The sequence below is a fragment of the Mesorhizobium sp. USDA 4132 genome (assembly GCF_056279545.1).
This window is the reverse complement of record NZ_JBWCCP010000001.1, coordinates 292,086-306,869: the sequence shown is the minus strand read 5'-3', so window position 1 is coordinate 306,869 and position 14,784 is coordinate 292,086. Positions and strand designations below refer to the sequence as shown.

Genomic DNA, 14,784 nt, shown 5'->3' with positions numbered 1-14,784 from the left:
GCGGAGATTTTCTGCGTTTCAATGTCCATGACCGCTCACTTGTAGATAAAGCCGACGGCGCCGTGATATTGGCCCGTCGCGACGGGCTCCTTGCGGCCGTAGATCTTGTTGACGCGGTTCAGGAAGAAGGTCGCTGCATCGTTTTCCGGATTGAAATTGTCGTCCGGCCGGGCGATCTCGCTGCGCGCAACAGGACGGACCAGATACGGCGTCGCGATGATCACGAGTTCGGTTTCGTTGCGGACGAAATCCTTGCTGCGGAAGAGCGTGCCGAACACCGGCACCTTGGAAATGCCCGGCAGGCCGGACATCGCCTGTCGGACGTTGTCCTGCACCAGGCCGGCAATCACGATGGAGCCGCCGGAGGGCAACTCGACGGTGGTCGAAGCCTCGCGCTTGCGGATCGACATGTAGGTATTGCCGGGGATCCGCAGTGAAGCACCGTTACCCGTCGCGGCAGAACCTTCATAGGTCGGCTCCGACACGTTGGTTTCGATCACCAGGCTGATGCGTCCCGGCGACAGAACGACGGGCTTGAAGTTCAGTTCGATGCCATAGTCGACGGTGTTGACCGTCTGCGTGACGGTCCCCTTCTGGCCATCGACCTCCTGCTGGGCAGGCAGGCGGAATTCGCCGCCGACGTAGAATTTTGCCTGCTGGCCCGAAATGGCGGTCAGGCTTGGTTCGGCGAGCGTGCGCATGACGCCCGCCTGCTCCATGGCGTTCATGTAAGTCGAAAGAGCGACATTGCCGATGTTCCCGGACAGGACGCCTTGAGCAGCCAAGCCGACGGCATTTCCCAGATTGGCGGGATTGGCAAAGGAAATCGAGCCCTTGGGACCGGCCACCGAGCCATTGAAACCAAGCTGCTTCAACACCTGCCGGCTGACTTCCGCAACCGTCACCTTCAGCGTGACCTGGTCTTCACCCTCGATCGTCAGGAGGTTGACGATCTGAGATTTCTGTCGGTTTTCCGCGAAGATGTCCGCGTCGCCGTTATTGCCCTGAGCCGTGATATTCCGGGTGGTCGCCTCACCGCCCTTGAGGAAGGCGGTGGTGAGCTTTTCCGCCTGCGCCGAGTCCTGGGGGGTGCGCACGCTTCCCGACAGCACGATGTTGTCCGAGATGATCTCGACCTTGATGTTCGATTCCGGCAGGAACCGGCGAAGGTTCTGCTCGAGACCGGAAATGTCACGTTCGATTGCCACGTCCAGGCTGACGATTTCCTCGCCGTTTGGTCCGAAGACGAAGATGTTGGTCTGGCCAACGGTCTTGCCGAACAGATAGATGCGGCGAGAGGTGCGCGTCACCGCGTCAGCCATGCTCGGGTCGGCGACCAGAATGTCGTGGGCGTCGGAAGGCAGGTCGACGACCAGGGCCTTGTTGAGGCCGAGCTGCAGCCGTTTACGGATGCCAGGGCCACCTTCGGTGATGCGGACGACGCTGTTTTCAGCCGCCAGGGCTTGCGCAGGTTCAAGGCTGATCGGGGCGATATTCAGCGAAATGCCGGAAAAGGCGAGGCAAAAAGCCAAGCCTGCCGCTGCCGAGCTACGAATCTTGTGTTTCAGACTGTTCACTTGAGCGCTCCGTTCATTTCGCCTGCACCGCCGTCGCCGTGCTCTTGACGATCGCACCCGATTTGATGACCTGGATATCCGCCTTGCCATCGCCCCCATGCAGCAAATAGCCCGGGGCGACCGTGTCGGCCTCCTGCGAGTCCGCGACCGAGCGCAGCGCGAGCGTCAGCCGCTGGGCCATCTGCTGGGCGACGGCGATGACCTTTGCCTGGTCCGGCGTCAGTTCCAGCGTCGCCGTCGTGCCGACCACCGATTTCTTGCCGTCTTCACTTTCCTGGACCTGCTGGTCGATCGCGAGGACGCGGACGTTGCTCAGGATGGTTTCGGTAATGTAGTTGCCGCTGTCCTTGTTCTCGCGCACCATGATGATGTCGACGCGATCATTCGGCAGCACGAAGCCGCCGGCGCCTGTCGCCACCGAAATCTCGGTTGCGACGGCCCGTTTTCCTGACGGAAGCAACGAGGACATGATGCGGCTGGATGAATCGGCAATCTTCTCGGCGCGCATCGGCTCGCCCTTGAACATCGGCATGCGGACCACGACACCCTGAAGCTCGGTCATCGCGTTCGGCCGTGTGGAATCGGTGATGAAGCCGTCGACGACGCCGCTCGAGGGCCAGGACGCCCACTGCATCGACTTATCGTTCAGCCGGCTGCCGATGGGCAGGTTCTCAGCCGAGACGAGCACCTTGACCGTCGGCTCCTTCTGGATGACGGTTTCCACCAGTTCGGGTGCCTTGGTGCCGGAAAGGCGCATGGCGAGCATGCCGGCGAGACCCGCCGCCACCACGGCAACCGCGAGAATAATGATACGGGTGGGCTTCATGGCCATTCCTTGAGGGAACACTAATTCCCCCGGAGAATGGTCTCCAATGGTGTAATTATAGTTAATGAGACGCTTACAATTCTGGTTAACGCGATCTTTCCATCGCGGAAACCTTTATTGAAACGCCTTCACGGCCAGGAGATGGATCGGCGCAAGCTCGAGGGTCAGGAAGCCGGCGATCGCAATGGCGATACCGTAAGGAATCTTCTTGGCGTTGACGAGGGACGAAGGGAGCGGGATGCCCATGGCCATGACCGACTCCGCCTGCGAGCGCAGGAGCAGGAAAGCAAGCGTCACCGCGCCGCCGACATAACCGACGGTGACGAGGAAAACCAGAAGCGAATGATTGAAGCCGAACCAGACGGCGGTCGCGGTCAGGAGCTTCGCATCGCCGCCACCCATGACATTGAAGGCAAACAGCGCGAAACACGCGCCGAACACGGCAAGGCCGGCGACCAGATTCATGCCGATTTCTGGCCAGGACAGCCCCGCGAGCGGGGCTAGGACCAGAAAGGACACCAGAATAACCGCAGATACCCGGTTCGGGATCGTCATGCTGACGAGATCGAAGATGGCGGCAAGCGCCAGGCAAAGCGGCAGGATTGTGAGAATGGCCAGAGTGATCACGATCATTGCTGAATCCGCCGACATCAGTCAGGATTTGCACGCGCGGAATGCACGATCCCCAATCCCTGCTGAACTACGAAATAAGACGAAGCCGCCCCGATTGTGATCGAGCCGGCTTCTGGAATTTGTCACGCCTGCAATCAGCAAGCGGTGGTGCCGGTGCCGCAGTTAAGCTTCTTCGAGATGTTGGTGAACTGGGTGTTCAGCGAGGTGCCGAGGGTGGTCGCACCAGCGATCAGAGCAACGGAGATGAGTGCTGCGATAAGACCATACTCGATGGCGGTCGCACCAGACTCATCTTTCATAAAACGGGCGAAAATCTTGGTCATGGAACTCTCCTACTCCACATTTGTTGTTCAGCACGTCCCGACAACTGTTTCCGTTGTTCGGATGACTGCAATCTACAGACGGACGATTGCCATCGACTTAAGGAACATCATTACCAACCCGTTAATGGAGGATTGCCGGTTGCGTGGTAAACGAAGGGGAAAGAAAAAAGATCGCATTCGACCATACGTTCACTCCCGCTCATAATTGACTAATGTACATTTTTTTACAGAGCTTTAATTTACATGCTAGAAGGCTGATACTCGCTCCATGGGCTGCGATCCCGGCCATTCGGCAATGGTTAAGATGAGATCAAACCCGGCCGCCTGTGCCGCTTAACCTTTCATTCACCAATCACATCCATCCTTGGCCGATAACAACTGCACCCTAAAGGCTGCCCCCAATGCTGTTCCGTAGCGTCATGGTCCGACTCCTCGCCATTTGCGGTGGCGTGTTCGCTGGCGCGGGACATGTTGCTGCGCAGGATCAAGGGGATCTTCTGCGCGTATTCATGAATCATGCGCGCGTGCTGAAACTCGACCGTCCGGTCAGCAAGGTCATCGTTGGCAATTCCAACGTCGCCGATGCCACCGTCGCGGACTCCACTACGATCGTTCTCACCGGCCGCAGTTTCGGCACGACCAATCTGGTGCTGCTCGACGCCCAGGGCAATGCGATTGCCGATGAACGCATCCTCGTTTCCATCGACGAAGGCAACACGGTGCGCGTCTTCCGGCAAACGGAACGTTCCATCCTCTCCTGCACACCCAATTGCGAGCAGCACGCCGAGTTCAAGAACACCGCTTCGCCCTGATCGGGGACAGGTGGTTAAACTGCAGACGATCGTTGCAACGGAATCTCAATAATCGAACCCTAGGATCGGCGTGCTCAAACCGGGCTGTCGGGCGGGAACCATGTGCCAGGATCATGACGATACCAGAAGCGGTGCGCCTGTACCTGTAAAGGGTAAACGCGGGGCGTGGCGGCGGATCATCCGCTCGAAAGACGGAGCAGCGGCGATCGAATTCGCGCTGCTGGCAATCCCCTATTTCCTGATTGTCTTTGCGATCGTCGAAACCTTCATCGCCTATACGGGAGAACAGCTTGTCGCCAATGCCGTCGACACGATGGCGCGCAAGCTCAGGACCGGCAATATTACCTACGGGCTCAATCGCGGCACAGACAAGAACCAAACGGAATTCCGCCGCGCTTTCTGCGCCGAAATATCGATCCTGATCACGTGCAGCGATGCTGAAATTACGACGCCGGACAAACTTCTGCTCGACGTCCGCTCGTTCGCGAGCTTCGCATTGATACCGAAGACAATCCCGCGTTCGACGTCCGGTGGCGATTTCGGTGAGCTCGATACATCTTCGTTCGCCTATGCGCCGGGCCCCGCCAAAAGCATCAACATGCTGCGTGCCTATTACCGCTGGGATGTCGTCACCGATCTGATCCGGCCTTACATCACCAATGTCAGGCCTGCGAACGGCGGACGGCCGAACTATTTCCTGATCGTCGAGACATCCGCCTTCCGAGCCGAGGACTATCCGTGATGGAAGAGCAAAAGCCGCAGCCGCAGTCGCGACATCCGGGCCTGTTGACCCGCCTCAGGCAGTTCATGACCGACAGGCGCGGCGTTGGCGCAGTCGAGTTCGCGCTGATCGCGCCGCTGCTTCTCAGCCTCTACATCACGTCCTTCGAGATCACCATCGGCCTCAGCGTCTCCAAGCGGGTGACGCGCAGCGCCAGTACGATCGCCGATCTCGTGACCCGGGAAACGAGTGTCGACAAGACGATGCTTGCGACGATGAAAGATGTCACCGCCAGTCTTTTCGCCCCCTATACGCCCAACACGCTCAGCATCAAGGTCACGGGCGTGACGCTCGATGCCAATGGCAGTCCGACCGTTGCCTGGTCGTGGAACCAGGATAACGGCAGGCCCTATGTGGTCGGTTCTGCGGTCCCGGTGCCGCCCGACATGCATATAGCCAATTCCTTCCTCGTCCGGGCGGAAGTTTCGGTCCACCACGAACTGTTGATGTTCATGCCCGGCCTTTTGCCAAGCGAGGTTCAGAACATCACCATCGCGCGGGAGTATTTCTACCGCCAGCGCCTTGGGAACAACGTCGCCTGCACCAATTGCTGACGCGCATCGGACGTCATGCCCTTTGCTAATACATCCGCACGGCTATATGAATCCCGATTCGAGCCGGCAGCCAAACCGTCGGCCGGGCGATATTCAAACTTCCGGGTGACCGATGGCGCGTGCGTTCCTGTTCGTTCTTGATTCCTTCGGCGTGGGCGGTGCCCCCGATGCGGACGAGTATGGCGATCTCGGCTCCAATACGCTCGGGCATATCGCGCAGTTCTGCGCCGCAGGCGTCGGCGACCGCGCGGGTCTGAGGGAAGGCCCGCTGCATCTGCCGAACATGTCATCGCTCGGTCTTCTGGAAATCGCAAAGCTCGCCGGCGGCGACTATCCCGTCGGCATGCCGATGCCGGAGCGGATCTTCGGCCTGTACGGCGCCGCCAACGAAATTTCCCGCGGCAAGGATACCCCGTCCGGCCATTGGGAAATCGCCGGCACGCCGGTTATGTTCGATTGGGGTTATTTCCCGACCGAAGGCGAGGCCTTCTCTCCCGAACTGGTGGACGCCATCTGCCGTGAAGGCGGCATTTCGGGCATTCTCGGCAATTGCCACGCATCCGGCACCGAAATCATCGCCCGGCTTGGGGAAGAGCATATCCACACCGGAAGGCCTATCTGCTACACATCGGCCGACTCCGTCTTCCAGATTGCCGCCCACGAAACCCATTTCGGCCTCGACCGACTGCTCAGGCTCTGCGAAGTCGTACGGGTGCTGGTCGATCCGATGAATATCGGCCGGGTGATCGCCCGGCCTTTTGTCGGCGAAACGGCGGCCACGTTCCAGCGAACCGGCAATCGCCGCGACTTCTCCGTGCCGCCGCCCGAGCCGACATTGCTCGACCGGCTGATCCGGGGCGGCCGGTCGGTACATGCCATCGGCAAGATCGGCGACATCTTTGCGCACCAAGGCGTGTCGCGCGTCATCAAGGCGGACGGCAATGCGGCGCTGATGGAGGCGACGCTTGCCGCGATGGACGAGGCGACCGTCGGCGATCTGGTCTTCACCAATTTCGTCGATTTCGACATGCTCTACGGTCATCGCCGTGACGTGCCGGGTTATGCCGCGGCGCTCGAAGCCTTCGACCGCGCGCTGCCGGATGTCCACCGGCGGCTGAAACCGGGGGATCTCGTCATCCTCACCGCAGACCACGGCTGCGATCCGACCTGGCGCGGCACCGACCATACCCGCGAGCGGGTGCCGGTCATGGCGTTCGGGCCGGGTATCCGCTCCCGCTCGATCGGGATCAGATCAACCTACTCGGACATTGCCGAAACAATCGCTGCCCATCTGTCGATCCCGCCTGGGCCCAACGGATGGAGCTTCCTTTGACCAGACACCTCCTCAAGGCCGAGATCCACTGCCATATCGAGGGTGCTACGCCGCCGGCACTGGCTGCAGCCCAGGCCAGGAAATACGGCGTTGATGCCAGCAAAGTGCTGCGCGACGGCGCTTATGTCTGGTCGGATTTCTCAGAATTCCTCGTCTGCTACGATGCTGTCGCCGCGCTCTTCAAAACCGCCGACGACTATGCGCTGCTGACCGAGACCTATCTTCTGGAACTTGCCGCCACCAGCACGATCTACAGCGAGATCATCGTCTCGCCCGATCACGGAGACCGGATCGGGCTCGGAGCGGATGCCTATCTCGCCGGCATCTGCGACGGCATCCACGCAGCCCGCGAAAAGATCGGCATCGAGGCGCGGATCATCGTCACGGGCGAGCGGCATTTCGGCCCGGACCGGGTGATCTCCGCCGCCGAATACGCGGCGCGCGCGAAAAACCCGCTGGTGACCGGTTTCAACATGGCCGGCGAGGAACGCATGGGCCGCGTCGCCGACTATGCTCGTGCCTTCGATATCGCCCGCGATGCCGGATTGGGTCTGACCATCCATGCCGGTGAGGTCTGCGGTGCCTTCAGCGTCGCCGATGCGCTCGATCTGGTAAAGCCCTCGCGGATTGGCCATGGCGTGCGCGCAATCGAGGATCCGGCGCTGGTGGAACGGCTTGTCGAGCTCGGCACCGTGCTCGAAGTCTGCCCCGGCTCGAACATCGCACTGAAGGTGTTTCCGGATTTCGACAGCCACCCGCTGAAGCGCCTCAAGGCCGCCGGGGTGCGGGTCTGCATCAATTCCGACGACCCGCCGTTCTTCCACACCTCGCTCGCCCGCGAATACGAGATCGCGTCGGGGGTGATGGGGATCTCGGATGGCGAGATCGATGAGATGACGCGCACGGCGATCGAGGCTGCCTTCGTGGACGACGCGACAAGGGCAAAGCTGATCGCCCGGTTCGACGCCCAGAGCGGGTCAGAGGCTGGGGATGAGGCGGCCATACGCGCCTGATGGGTTGCGGAACCGGCCTTTTTCCTGAAAGAAGAGACAGGCGAACAAGAAGGGGAAGCTCATGGACGGCGTCACTGTCATCGATCATCCGCTGGTGCAGCACAAGCTGACGATCATGCGCAAGACGGAAACCTCGACGGCGGGCTTCCGACGGCTGCTCCGGGAAATCTCGATGCTGCTCTGCTACGAGGTGACCCGCGACCTCGAACTGACCATGGAAACGATCGAGACCCCGCTCGTCGAAATGCAGGCGCCGATCGTCGAAGGCAAGAAGCTGGTTTTTGCCTCGATCTTGCGCGCCGGCAACGGGCTTCTCGAAGGCATGCTCGAACTGGTGCCTTCGGCCCGCGTCGCGCATATCGGCGTCTACCGCGACCACGAGACGCTGCAGCCCGTCGAATATTACTTCAAGGCACCGGAAGACATTGCCGAGCGGCTGATCATCGTCGTAGATCCGATGCTGGCGACCGGCAATTCCTCGATCGCTGCCGTGGACAAGCTCAAGGAACGCGGCGCCCACAATATCCGCTTCCTTTGCCTGCTTGCAGCCCCCGAGGGCATCGCCAACTTCCGTGCGGCGCATCCGGACGTCAGGATCTACACCGCCTCGATCGACAGCCATCTCAATGAGAAGGGCTACATCGTACCCGGTCTGGGCGACGCGGGCGACCGGATGTACGGCACCAAGTAAGTAATTTAGAATTCGCTTACCAAGCTTTTAAATGAACGGCCTGCGGGGATTTCGCGGGCCGTTTTCTTATGAATTGTCGGTTATGCAGGAAGCGGATATCCGGTTCATGCCGAGAGGATTGTTCATGCTCCTGCGCACCGTCATTTTTGCCGCCGTTGCGGCGCTGCTGGCGACACAGATCCCAGCGCTGATCCAGCGTGCCGATCATCCGCCGGAGGCGATGGCTGCCGTCGAAGCGCCCGCAAAGGCCACGCCTGTTTCGGTGACACCCGGCAGCGTGACCCTGGAAGCCGATGGCCGAGGTCATTTCAACGGCACGTTCCGGATGAACGGCAAATCCGTCGACGGCCTCGTCGATACCGGTGCATCGCTGGTGGCGATCAACGAAAGCACGGCGCGTAAGCTGGGCTATAGCGCAAACGGCCTGGATTTCCGCTACACGGTCAACACCGCCAATGGCGGAACCGAGGCGGCGCATGTGGTCCTCGACCGCATCGAGATCGGCGGCGTGCGCGTCAAGGACGTCGATACCTTCGTGCTGCGCGACAAGGCGCTTGCCGGCACGCTGATCGGCATGAGTTTCCTGAAGAAACTGAAATCCTTCCAGGTGGAAGGCGGCAACCTGAAGCTGATCCAGTGATCAGCCGATGCGTTTCAAGATGACCGACGCGGCTGCGACCGGGGCGTCTGAGATCGTATAGAAGCGCGCAATATCCTCAGCGATCCGCTCGGCATCCTCTTTTGTCCTGGCATGCACCGTGGCGATCGGCTCGCCTTCCGAGACCTGGCGACCGAGCGGCAGAAGCTCATTGATGCCGACGCGATGATCGATCGGATCCGCAGCCCGCTTGCGGCCTCCACCGAGTTCGACGACGGCCAGGCCGATGGCCCGGGTCTCGCAGGCGGCGAGATACCCATCGCGCGGCGCCGGCACGCGCAGCCGCACCGGCGCGCGTTCAAGGTAGGAATCCGGACGCTCGCAGAAATCCGCGGGACCTCCAAGTGCGTGGACCATGCGGGCAAACCGCTCCATCGCTTCGCCGGAGCTCAGACCCAGCCGCGCTCTCTCCTCGGCCTCGGCCAGATTGCTGGCCACGCCTGCCTGGACCAGCATTTCCGCGGCCTCAGCCAAAACGACGGCCTCGAGCCGGGTACCGGCCTTCAGGCCGGCCAAGAAATCGAGACAGTTGACGATTTCGAGCGCATTGCCCGCCGCGTCTGCCAGCGGCTGGTTCATATCGGTCAGAAGTGCTGCGGTATTGACGCCCGCCCCATTCGCCACTTCGACCAGCGAGCGGGCCAACGCCTCTGCTTCCTCCGGGCTTTCCATGAAGGCGCCGTTGCCGACCTTGACGTCGAGCACGAGACTGCCGAGACCGGCCGCGAGTTTCTTGGAGAGGATGGAGGCTGTAATCAGCGGCACGGATTCGACAGTGGCCGTCACGTCGCGGATACCGTAGAGTCGGCGGTCGGCGGGAGCGAGGTCGCTCGTCTGTCCGATAATGGCACAACCGACCTCGCGGACGACCTTGCGGAACAAAACCTCGTCCGGCATGACGCTGTAACCCGGGATCGACTGCAGCTTGTCGAGCGTGCCGCCGGTGTGACCAAGGCCACGGCCGGAAATCATCGGGACCGCAAGGCCGCAGGCCGCCACGATCGGCGCAAGCATCAGCGAGACATTGTCGCCGACGCCGCCAGTCGAGTGCTTGTCCGCCACCGGCCGGTCAAGAGCGTCCCAGTTCAGGACAGTCCCGGAATCACGCATGGCAAGCGTCAGCGCCACCGTCTCATTGCGGGACATGCCCCGAAAGAAGACAGCCATGGCAAAGGCAGCCGCCTGGCCTTCGGAGATTTCCTCTTTTGTCAGGGCAGCAATGAAGGCTGCGATCTCTTCGCCGGTGAGAACCTTTCCGTCGCGCTTGCGGCGGATGATTTCCTGCGGGATCATCGTGTCAGTAGCCGCTCGACGCGCGGACGGTGGTGCTGCCGCTCAACACGCCGAGAATATCATCGAGCAAGCTCGATGCGCCGAAACGGAAGGTGGAGGGCATGATCCAGTTGGGGGCCATGATCGTTTCGGCAAGCCGGAAGTAGAGATCGGCGTCCGCAACCGTCGAGATCCCGCCGGCAGGCTTGAAGCCGACGCGCTTCTTCGAATCCCGGATCGCCTGCAGCATGATATCCGCTGCTTCGAGCGTCGCGTTGATGGCGACTTTGCCGGTCGATGTCTTGATGAAATCGGCGCCGGCGGCGATCGCCAGTTCGGAGGCGCGACGAATTAGAGCGCTATCCTTCAGCTCGCCCGTCTCGAGGATCACCTTCAGGCAGGCATTCGGGCAGGCGGCGCGGACGGCCTCGACCATTTCGGCCACCGCCGCCTCATCGCCGGCGAGCAGCTTGCGATAGGGAATGACCATGTCGATCTCGTCGGCGCCGTCTTCGATCGCTTTGCGCGTCTCCCCGACGACGGTCGCGACATCCAGTTCGCCGGAAGGGAAATTCACGACCGTAGCGATGCGGACCGGATGTTCGGACCCCAAGATCTGGCGCGCATGGGCGACGAACCGCGGCCAGATGCAAATCGCAGCCGTGTTGCCATAAGGCGTCTGGGCACGCTGGCACAGTTTCTCGATCGCAGCGTAATCGCAATCGTCGCGCAGGTTCGTCAGGTCGAGAAGCGAGAGCGCAAAGGCTGCCGCCTCACGCGGGCTCAGGAGTTCCATGTCGAGTGCCTCCCCGGCTTGCTTACTGCGCCGCGCGCCTATCGGTCCGATAGTGACGCAGTAAATTCAAAGGCGACGCAGGTCCGGTCAAAATCTGCTCGATTTCTGGGTCATGCGGCTCGCCCATATTTATCGTTCAAACGATTAGATGCAAGCCACACCAGAGGGGCACGCGCCCACACGGGACTTATCCGCTTGAAATACATCGTGTAATCAGGCCAGCATTTCTTTCAGAATGGCCGCCAGACGCTGCCCGCCGACGGGCGCCATGTCCTTGGTTTCCGCGTGGCTGAGTTCTGCGCCGGTCATGCCGGCGCCGAAATTCGTGATGACCGAGGCCGCCGCGACCTTGAGCCCGAAATAACGCGCGAGGATGACTTCCGGCACCGTCGACATGCCGACCGCATCGGCGCCAAGCGTGCGCGCCATGCGGATTTCCGCCGGCGTCTCGAAGCTCGGTCCGGAGAACCACATGTAGACGCCGGAAAACAGCGGGATGCCGCAACGGATCGCCGCATTGCGCATATCGAGCGTGAGGTCTGCATCATAGGCGGTGGTCATACCGACAAATCGCCCGTCGCCTTCTTCGCCGATCAGCGGATTCATGCCGGAATAATTGATATGGTCGGAAATCTGCATCACCGAGCCCGGCGGCATATCTTCCCTCAAGGAGCCTGCCGAGTTCGTGAGGATGAGCGACTGGACGCCGAGGCCCTTCATCACCTCGATCGGAAAGCGCATCACCTTGGCGTCGCCATGCTCGTAATAATGCGCCCGCCCGGAAAGCATGATGACCGGTTCGGCTCCGAGATAACCCGCGACGATTTCGCCCGCATGGCCGGTCACGCCGCTCACAGGGAAACCCTCCAGCGCGCCATAAGGCACACGGACAGCCTCCGTCACCTGGTTCACCAGTGAACCGAGGCCGGAGCCGAGTACGATCGCGTGGCGCGGCACCAGGCCGTTCAGGCGCTCGACGAGCAGATCGATGACTTTCCTCATCTCCACCGCCTCAGCCGATCACGTCGGTTTCGAAAGCAAAAGGCAGGAGTTCCGCCATGGTGACGGTTTTCTGGACGCCGAGATCGTCGCAGAGATAAATGCGCGTATCGGCGGAGGCAAATTCCGCGATCTTCTGCCGGCAGCCGCCGCAAGGTGAGCAGAGCGCCAGCTTTTCGGCAAGCACTGCCAGTTCGACGATCTTCTTACCCCCACCCATGATCATAGCGCCGATCGCCGTCGGCTCGGCACACCAGCCCTGGGGAAAGGAGATGTTCTCGATGTTGGCACCGAGATAGACATTGCCGTCATCGGCACGGAGCGCCACGCCCACCGGAAATTTCGAATAAGGGGCGTGAGCCTTGGCCATCGCACCGCGGGCGGCTTCGAAAAGGTCGTGAGACATCTATCAACGCTCCTTGGTATAGGGCACGCCGCCGGCCTTGGGCGGACGGGCGGTGCCGATGAACCCGGCCAGCAAGACGCAGGTGAGGATATAGGGCAGCGCCTGAAAGATCTGTACCGGCACCTCGCCGATCAGCGGCAGCGACTTGCCCTGCATGAAATTGGCGAAGGCGTCGAGGAAACCGAAGAGCAGGCAGGCGAGCATGACCGGCACCGGTTTCCATTTGGCGAAGATCAGTGCTGCAAGCGCGATATAACCCTTGCCGGCCGACATGTTGTTGATGAAGGCGGCCGACTGGGCGATCGACAGGTAAGTGCCTGCGAAACCGCAGAGGAACCCGGCGACGATCAGAGACCGGTAGCGCATCCAGGCAACTGAAATGCCGGCGGTATCGACCGCACCCGGATTTTCGCCGACAGCGCGCAGGCGCAGGCCGAAACGGGTGCGGTAGAGAACCCACCAGGAAATCGGCACCATCAGGAAAGCGATGTAGGTGAGGATGTTGTTGCCGGAGATCACGTGTGCATAAAGTGGGCCGATGATCGGCACGTCGCGCATCATGTCGGCGCCCGGCAGGACGATGGACGAGAAACGGCCCTCGGGGGGCACCTGGCCGGTGCGCCCGCCCTGCCTGAACCAGGCCTGGCCGAGCACGATTGTCAGACCGGCGGCGACGAAATTCAGCGCCACCCCGGAAACGATCTGGTTGCCGCGATTGGTGATCGAGGCAAAGCCGTGCACGAAGGAAAATACGATCGACACGCCGATGCCGCCGAGCAGGCCTAACCAGGCATTGCCGGTCCAGTACGCGACGCAGGCGGCTGCGAAGGCCGAGGCCAGCATCTTGCCTTCGAGACCGATGTCGAAAATGCCGGCGCGCTCCGAAAACAGTCCGGCAAGCGCCGTGAACAGAAGCGGGATCGAAAGGCGGATCGCCGAACCGAGAATGCTGATGAAAATATCGAAATAATCCATGAGCCTATTTCCCGGTGAGCTGCTGGTAGAACCGGACGATGGCCGGGCGGAGCATATATTCCAGGGCTCCGGCAAACAGGATGACCATGCCCTGGATGACGACGATCATGTCACGGGTGATGCTCGGCATGTCGAAGGAGAGTTCGGCGCCGCCCTGGTAGAGGATGCCGAACAGCAATGCCGCCAGGATGATGCCGGCCGGATGGTTGCGACCCATCAGCGACACCGCGATACCAACGAAACCGGCGCCGCCGACGAATTCGATCTGCAGGCGGGCGGAAGCGCCCATGACCGGATTGAGTGCCATCATGCCGGCAAGGCCGCCGGAGATCAGCATGGTGATCATGACGATCTTCGAATAGCGGATGCCCGCATAACTCGCAGCCGTCGGGCTGATGCCGAGCGTACGCATCTCGTAACCGAGCTTGGTGCGCCAGATCAGCACCCAGACCAGGAAGCACATGATCAACGCGATCAGGAAAGAGAAGTTGAGCGGTGCCGCGCCGAGCTTGCCGCCGAACATGGCGATCAGCCAGTCGAGCTTGGGGAGTTGGCCGCCGGGCAAGAAGGTGCGAGTTTCGGGCGCCATCTTGCCGGGAACGATCAGCACGCGCACCAGCATGTAGTTCATCAGCGACGAGACGATGAAGTTGAACATAATGGTGGTGATGACGATGTGGCTACCACGCTTGGCCTGCAGCCAGGCAGGAATGGCGGCGCAGGCTGCACCGAACAGGGCGGCGCCGATCACTGCAAACGGCATCGTTACATACCAGGGCACGTAATGGTCCATGGCCAGCGCCACGAGCGCCGCACCCAGGCCGCCGAGATAAGCCTGACCCTCCGAGCCGATATTGAACAGGCCGGCATGGATCGCGACTGCCACCGACAGGCCGGTAAAGATGAAGCTCGTCGTATAAAACAGGGTGAAACCGATGCCTTCGCCGCGGCCGAGCGCGCCGATCAACAGCAATTGCAGCGCCTCGAACGGGCTTTCGCCGATCGCCCAGACGACCAGACCGGAAAAGAAGAAAGCCAGGATGAGGTTGAGCAGCGGGATGAGGCCGTAATTGATCCAGGCGGGAAGCGGAACGGATGCGGTGGTCATGCCCCTGCCCTCGTCCGCCGTGCTGCC

Annotated in this window: 17 protein-coding genes; 7 read left to right on the top strand and 10 right to left on the bottom strand. The window is 61.2% G+C overall.

Features of this window, described 5'->3' with window-relative positions; all coding sequences use genetic code 11:
* Positions 1–35: 35 nt before the first annotated feature.
* From ACZ9IU_RS01500 to ACZ9IU_RS01485, 4 genes are all read right to left on the bottom strand, one after another.
* Positions 36–1,577, bottom strand: coding sequence for a type II and III secretion system protein family protein (locus tag ACZ9IU_RS01500; RefSeq protein WP_038548173.1), 1,542 nt, complete (start codon positions 1,575–1,577; stop codon positions 36–38).
* A gap of 13 nt (positions 1,578–1,590) precedes the next feature.
* Positions 1,591–2,403 carry a Flp pilus assembly protein CpaB gene (cpaB, locus tag ACZ9IU_RS01495; RefSeq protein WP_038549949.1) on the bottom strand — a complete coding sequence of 271 codons (813 nt, stop codon included), beginning with the start codon at positions 2,401–2,403 and terminating at the stop codon, positions 1,591–1,593.
* A gap of 114 nt (positions 2,404–2,517) precedes the next feature.
* Entirely contained in the window at positions 2,518–3,030 is a 513-nt protein-coding gene (locus ACZ9IU_RS01490; protein WP_038549947.1) for an A24 family peptidase, read from the bottom strand.
* Between the two features lie 140 nt (positions 3,031–3,170).
* Positions 3,171–3,359, bottom strand: coding sequence for a Flp family type IVb pilin (locus ACZ9IU_RS01485; protein WP_038548170.1), 189 nt, complete (start codon positions 3,357–3,359; stop codon positions 3,171–3,173).
* Between the two features lie 419 nt (positions 3,360–3,778).
* Between ACZ9IU_RS01485 and ACZ9IU_RS01480 the strand changes: the two genes are divergently transcribed.
* From ACZ9IU_RS01480 to ACZ9IU_RS01450, 7 genes are all read left to right on the top strand, one after another.
* The gene (locus ACZ9IU_RS01480; protein ID WP_038549945.1) at positions 3,779–4,171 is read left to right on the top strand and encodes a pilus assembly protein N-terminal domain-containing protein; all 393 of its coding nucleotides are present in this window, start codon (positions 3,779–3,781) and stop codon (positions 4,169–4,171) included.
* 100 nt (positions 4,172–4,271) lie between these two features.
* Positions 4,272–4,913, top strand: coding sequence for a TadE/TadG family type IV pilus assembly protein (locus tag ACZ9IU_RS01475; protein ID WP_038548168.1), 642 nt, complete (start codon positions 4,272–4,274; stop codon positions 4,911–4,913).
* Positions 4,913–5,506 carry a TadE/TadG family type IV pilus assembly protein gene (locus tag ACZ9IU_RS01470; RefSeq protein ID WP_038548165.1) on the top strand — a complete coding sequence of 198 codons (594 nt, stop codon included), beginning with the start codon at positions 4,913–4,915 and terminating at the stop codon, positions 5,504–5,506. Before ACZ9IU_RS01475 ends, ACZ9IU_RS01470 begins: the two co-directional genes overlap by 1 nt.
* Before the next feature lie 112 nt (positions 5,507–5,618).
* Entirely contained in the window at positions 5,619–6,839 is a 1,221-nt protein-coding gene (locus ACZ9IU_RS01465; protein ID WP_038548162.1) for a phosphopentomutase, read from the top strand.
* Positions 6,836–7,852, top strand: coding sequence for an adenosine deaminase (locus ACZ9IU_RS01460; protein WP_038548159.1), 1,017 nt, complete (start codon positions 6,836–6,838; stop codon positions 7,850–7,852). Before ACZ9IU_RS01465 ends, ACZ9IU_RS01460 begins: the two co-directional genes overlap by 4 nt.
* A 61-nt stretch (positions 7,853–7,913) precedes the next feature.
* The gene (upp, locus tag ACZ9IU_RS01455; protein WP_038548156.1) at positions 7,914–8,543 is read left to right on the top strand and encodes a uracil phosphoribosyltransferase; all 630 of its coding nucleotides are present in this window, start codon (positions 7,914–7,916) and stop codon (positions 8,541–8,543) included.
* Between the two features lie 124 nt (positions 8,544–8,667).
* Positions 8,668–9,183, top strand: coding sequence for a TIGR02281 family clan AA aspartic protease (locus tag ACZ9IU_RS01450; protein WP_157885205.1), 516 nt, complete (start codon positions 8,668–8,670; stop codon positions 9,181–9,183).
* Here ACZ9IU_RS01450 and deoA read toward each other — a convergent pair whose 3' ends face one another.
* The 6 genes from deoA to ACZ9IU_RS01420 all read right to left on the bottom strand — a co-directional run bounded on the left by deoA (position 9,184) and on the right by ACZ9IU_RS01420 (position 14,757).
* A complete protein-coding gene (deoA, locus tag ACZ9IU_RS01445; protein ID WP_038548154.1) occupies positions 9,184–10,494 on the bottom strand; it encodes a thymidine phosphorylase in 1,311 nt (436 codons plus the stop codon). It abuts the gene before it with no gap.
* Between the two features lie 4 nt (positions 10,495–10,498).
* A complete protein-coding gene (deoC, locus tag ACZ9IU_RS01440) occupies positions 10,499–11,269 on the bottom strand; it encodes a deoxyribose-phosphate aldolase (RefSeq protein WP_038548150.1) in 771 nt (256 codons plus the stop codon).
* Between the two features lie 213 nt (positions 11,270–11,482).
* Positions 11,483–12,271, bottom strand: coding sequence for a purine-nucleoside phosphorylase (locus ACZ9IU_RS01435; RefSeq protein WP_038548147.1), 789 nt, complete (start codon positions 12,269–12,271; stop codon positions 11,483–11,485).
* 10 nt (positions 12,272–12,281) lie between these two features.
* On the bottom strand, positions 12,282–12,674 hold the full coding sequence (locus tag ACZ9IU_RS01430; protein WP_038548144.1) for a cytidine deaminase: 393 nt from the start codon (positions 12,672–12,674) through the stop codon (positions 12,282–12,284).
* Between the two features lie 3 nt (positions 12,675–12,677).
* On the bottom strand, positions 12,678–13,649 hold the full coding sequence (locus tag ACZ9IU_RS01425; protein ID WP_038548141.1) for an ABC transporter permease: 972 nt from the start codon (positions 13,647–13,649) through the stop codon (positions 12,678–12,680).
* Positions 13,650–13,653: 4 nt separating this feature from the next.
* Positions 13,654–14,757: an ABC transporter permease gene (locus ACZ9IU_RS01420; RefSeq protein ID WP_038548138.1), complete on the bottom strand. Its 1,104-nt coding sequence runs from the start codon at positions 14,755–14,757 to the stop codon at positions 13,654–13,656.
* Between the last annotated feature and the right edge of the window lie 27 nt (positions 14,758–14,784).